At 66.6% G+C, this 4,648-nt stretch carries 4 protein-coding genes; 2 read left to right on the forward strand and 2 right to left on the reverse strand.

All coding sequences use genetic code 11. The features are described from left to right. A partial coding sequence (locus PGX04_RS27255) for a D-aminoacyl-tRNA deacylase (protein WP_273741358.1) occupies positions 1-642 on the reverse strand: 642 nt, incomplete at its 3' end. A 159-nt stretch (positions 643-801) separates the two neighbouring features. On the opposite strand from PGX04_RS27255, the gene PGX04_RS27260 reads away from it, so the two are divergent. Beyond that, positions 802-3,222, forward strand: coding sequence for a PAS domain S-box protein (locus PGX04_RS27260; RefSeq protein WP_273741359.1), 2,421 nt, complete (start codon positions 802-804; stop codon positions 3,220-3,222). Positions 3,223-3,289: 67 nt separating this feature from the next. Beyond that, the gene (locus tag PGX04_RS27265) at positions 3,290-4,273 is read left to right on the forward strand and encodes a DUF7344 domain-containing protein (RefSeq protein ID WP_273741360.1); all 984 of its coding nucleotides are present in this window, start codon (positions 3,290-3,292) and stop codon (positions 4,271-4,273) included. A gap of 33 nt (positions 4,274-4,306) precedes the next feature. Here the strand turns inward: PGX04_RS27265 and PGX04_RS27270 are convergent. After that, positions 4,307-4,648 (reverse strand): sodium:calcium antiporter (locus tag PGX04_RS27270; RefSeq protein ID WP_377043541.1); only part of this gene is annotated, 342 nt, incomplete at its 5' end.

Consider the following 4,648-nt stretch of genomic DNA (forward strand, 5'->3'; position numbering starts at 1 on the left):
GACCGCCCACGCCGTCTCGCGGACGACCCGTCCGTATCGCGGTGCGTAGTGGTTGCCGCCGAAGCCGACGACCTGTCTGGACCGATGGGGGTCGACGTGTCGTAACTCGAGGATGGCGCGCGCCACGGCATCGGCACCGGCGGGATCGTCCCACTGTTCGTCGCCGCTGCCGAGTTCCGCGAACAGCGACGGGCAGCCCACTTCGGAGGGGCCGTGGTGCGTACACTCCATTCCAACGTCGTACCGCTCGGGGGCGTATTCGTCGAACGCCTCGAGCAGCCGATTCAGCGCGTTCGGCGCGGCCTCGGCCAGCGCGTCGGGCTCGCCGCCGAACTCGGCGTGGCCGAAGTTGCCCGTGAAGTGGCCCGTCAGTAGCGCGCCGGTGTCCCCCGAGTGCCGGGAGGCGAAGACGAGCAGGTCGGGGTCACAGTCGAAGGCGTCAGCGGGCCGCTCGAGGTCGATGTGTAACTCGTCGAACGAGCGGAGTTCTGCCCCATCGGTCCGATAGTAGGTGCCGCCCCCGTCGGCCGCCGGGAGGTCGTCGTCGGTCAGTTCCGTCCAGTCGGCGCGCTCGCGGAGGCGGTCACAGACGTGCCCCGAGGCGCGGTCGGCGCGACTTTCGACGATCGCGAGCCCGGTCATATCCGTGATCGCGTTTTGATGACGTTAACGTCGCCGGTTTCCTCCCAGAGCGGCTGTCACTTCTGCCGATGCCGAGAGCACGGAAATACCCGTAGCAACGGCTACCCGTAGCTTTTCGTGTGTAGCGATAACACATAACGTAGATTGGTTGGTCGATCAATGACCGAGAACACGTCGAACGAAGCGACCCACACCGAAGCCGAAGATCAGTCGGTCGATTTCGATCTCGACATCGCCGATTTGAGTTCGCTCACCGGTGATTTCGCTATCGTGCCGTTCGACGCCGACGGACGCGTCACCGCGTGGAACGCGGGTGCGCGTCGCCTCACGGGATACGAGGGGGAGACGATCGTCGGCTCCCACTATCGGACCGTCTTCCCGCAGGACGACCGCGACGACGGACAGCCGGCGCGGTTGCTCGAGCGAGCGGAATCCGACGGAAACGCCGAGACTGACGGGTGGCGCGTCCGGAGCGACGGGAGCCGGTTCTGGGCTCGCGAAGTGATCGCGGCGGTCCGGGAGGGTGGCGAGGTTGGCGTCCCCGCCGATCGTTCGGATGCCGACCTCCGAGGGCACGTCTGGTTCGTCCACGACCGAACCGAGGAGCGCGAGCGGATTCGAGCGCTCCGTGAGGAGAAGGCCTTCGCCGAACACGTCTTCGAGGCGCAACCGGACATCGTCTACGCGTTCGACGCGGAGGGTTCCCACCTCGAGTGGAACGACCGGTTGCCGGCGGTGACGGGCTACACCGAGTCAGAAGTGGCCGAAATGGCCCCGACCGAGTTCATCGCACCGGACGATCGGGATCGAATCGCCGCGGCGATTCGACGGATCCTCGAGGAGGACGAGTACGTAACTATCGAAGCGGACCTCCTGACGAAGGACGGCCGCCGAATACCGTACGAGTTTAACAGTGCCCGAATCACCGATGACGACGGCACCGTGCTCGGCTTTACCGGGACCGGCCGCGATATCAGCGAGCGCGAGGCCCGCGAACGCGCGCTTCGCGAGGAGAAAGCGTTCACGGAGAGCATCCTCGAAGCGCAGCCGGATCTGCTCTACGCGTACGACGCCGAGGGAAATCTGATCGAGTGGAACGACCAGTTCGAACGCGCGACGGACTACGAACCGGACGAACTCGCGGGCCTCGATCCGCTCACGTTCATCGCTCCGGAGGACCGCGAGCACATCGGCGACGCGATCGAGCGCATCCTCGATGACGGAGAGCGCGTCACCGCCGAAGGGACGATCCTCACGAAAGACGGCCGGCGAATTCCCTACGAGTTCAACAGCGCCCGCATCACCGACGACGACGGTACCGTGCTCGGCTTCACCGGCGTCGGCCGAGACATTCGAGAGCGCAAGGCCCGCGAGCGCGAACTCGAGCGCCTGGAACGCCTCAATACGGTTATTCGGACGATCGACGAGACGATGGTCGCGGCCGATACTCGCGACGAAATCGAAGGCGCGATCGTCCGGGAGTTCGCGTCGGCCGACGCGTACCGATTCGCGGTCATCGGCCGAGCCGACACCGCGGCGGCGACTGACGGGGACGCGTGGGAGCCCGTTGCCTGGGCGGGGATCGACGCCCAGTCTGCGCCCGTCCTCTCCTCGTTCGTCGACCCGCCGACCGATGCGGACGGCGAGTCGGTGCTCGAAACGCGCGCCGTCCAGCGGTATCGGTCCCTCAGTGAGAGCCCGGTCGAGACGTGGCGACACCACGCCGACGAGGAAGGGTACGGCTCTGTCGCCGTCGTCCCGGCCGTCGCGAGCGATCGGTCCCTCGGAGCGCTCGTGATCGCCGCGAACGAGCCGTCGGCTTTCGCCGACCGGGAGCGGGAGGTGCTTCAGGAGTTTGGGGGAACGATCGGCCACGCGATCAACGCGATGACGATCCGCCGACTCCTCTATCAGGACACCGTCATCGAACTCGAGTTCGAGTCGACCGATCGGGGCGATGCCTGTATCAGACTCTCGGACGAGCTCGGTTGTACGCTGTCGATCGACCACGTGTTGCCGCTGACCGACGGAGTGTTCGTCTACTACATCACCGCGTCCGACGCCGATCCCGAACGCGTCCGCGAGGTCGCTCGCGACGACGATGCGTTCACGGAACTGCGGCTCATCGACGCCAACGACGAGAGCTACTGGGAGTGCGTCATCCGCGGATCGACGATCACCGATCACCTCGCGGACTACGGCGCACGACTGCAGTCGAAAACGATCCGCGACGGTGTCGCGGATCTGACGGTCCAGGTCAGCCCCAATGCGGACCTTCGCGGACTCGTCAATCGGATCACGTCGACGTATCCCGACAGTCGACTCCGCTCGAAGCAAACCGTCGAGCGACCGGTCGATACGCGCGGCGACTTCCGGCAAACCGTCGAGTCGATGCTGACCGACAAACAGCGCGCGGCTCTCGAGGCGGCCTACCACGGCGGCTACTTCGAGTGGCCGACGCGAAACAGCGATGCGTCCGAGGTCGCGGACCGACTCGGCATCGCCCGACAGACCTTCCACCAGCACCTCAGAGTCGCGCAGGCGAAGCTCCTTTCGGCGTATTTCGACGCGACCGACTGACTACCACCGCCGGATACCAGAGCATGCTGGTACACTCCTTTCCCCCGCTCGTTGTCTCTATCGGGCAATGAGTACACCCCCACTCGCCGAACTGACGACGGCGCTGGACGTTCTCGCAGCGCCGCGACGGCGATACCTCCTCGCGACGCTGCTCGAGCAGGAGGACACGACTTCGATCGACCGCTCGTCGGCGTCGAAACGGTCGTCGATGGAGCGACTCGCGATCGACGTCACGACCGTGGAACACGGCTGTCCGATCGTCACCGACGAGCAGTGCGAGCGCGTCCACACGGACCTGATTCACGCCCACGTTCCACGGCTCGTCGACGCCGGGCTAGTGACCCAACGCACCGACGGTGGCGAAACGACTGTCGCCCTCGCGGAGCACCCCATCTTCGAGTCGAAGTGGGTCCGTTCCCTCCTCGCCGACCCGATCGGCGAAACGCTTCCCATCGACGAGACGACGGTCGACCGGACCCTCGAGGCCCTTCGCAACCCGCGTCGCCGAACCGTCTGTGCCGTCCTCTCGAGGCGGCGCGGAACCGTCTCCGTCACCGATCTCGCCGCAGCGGTCGTCGCGCGAGAGGGCGGCGACGGGACGCGGCTCGTCGACGTCACCGAGCCCGAGTGTACCACCGTCTCGGCGGCGCTCGTCCACGAGCATCTACCGGTACTGTCCGAAGCGGGTCTCGTCGAGTACGACGCCGAGGCGGCGCAGGTCGCGCTCGCGACCGATGCACCGCAGTGGCGAATCGACTGGGTGACCGAGGGGCCACTCGCCGACGTTTCGGATCTCGTCCGCCGTCCCACCGGACGAGATCGTCGTTCCGACTCGAGCGGTGCTTCGGACGGGGCGACGACCGAGTCGACGGCCGCGGATGCGCCGGCCCCGATGGCGTCAGCAGCGAACGGCGATCGGATGCTGTGGACGCTGGCGCGGCCGCGAGGCGAACGATCAACCGCCGGCAGATCGTCGTCTTCGCGGGAAGTCACGAGCCTGCTCGGCGAGTCGTCGGCCGCGAGCGATCAGCAGGACGGATCGTCGACATAAACGCCGAGATATGGCCCCGCGACCGCTCCCCGATCACGGAACGAGAAGGGAGATGAATCCGACGTAACCGACGACGAGGATCGCGCCGTCGACCCGCGTCAGCCGCCGGCCGTACGCCATCAGCCCGATCAGCGCGAGGGTGAACGCGACCATGATCGGGAGTTCGAACCGGAGCGTCGACGGTCGGATCTCGATCGGTGTGATCAGCGCCACGACCCCCAGCACCGCGAGGACGTTATAGATGTTCGAGCCGACGACATTGCCCACGGCGAAGGCCGTCTTGCCGCGGACCGCGCCCACGACCGAGGCCGCCAGCTCCGGGAGCGACGTGCCGAGGGCGAGCACCGTCAGCCCGATGACGAGATCCGAGACCCC

Source organism: Natrinema soli (genome assembly GCF_028618695.1).

Excerpts from the sequence above, each read along its gene's own strand:
- PGX04_RS27260 (WP_273741359.1), top strand. The coding sequence starts at position 802 with ATGACCGAGAACACGTCGAACGAAGCGACCCACACCGAAGCCGAAGAT.
- PGX04_RS27265 (WP_273741360.1), top strand. The coding sequence starts at position 3,290 with ATGAGTACACCCCCACTCGCCGAACTGACGACGGCGCTGGACGTTCTC.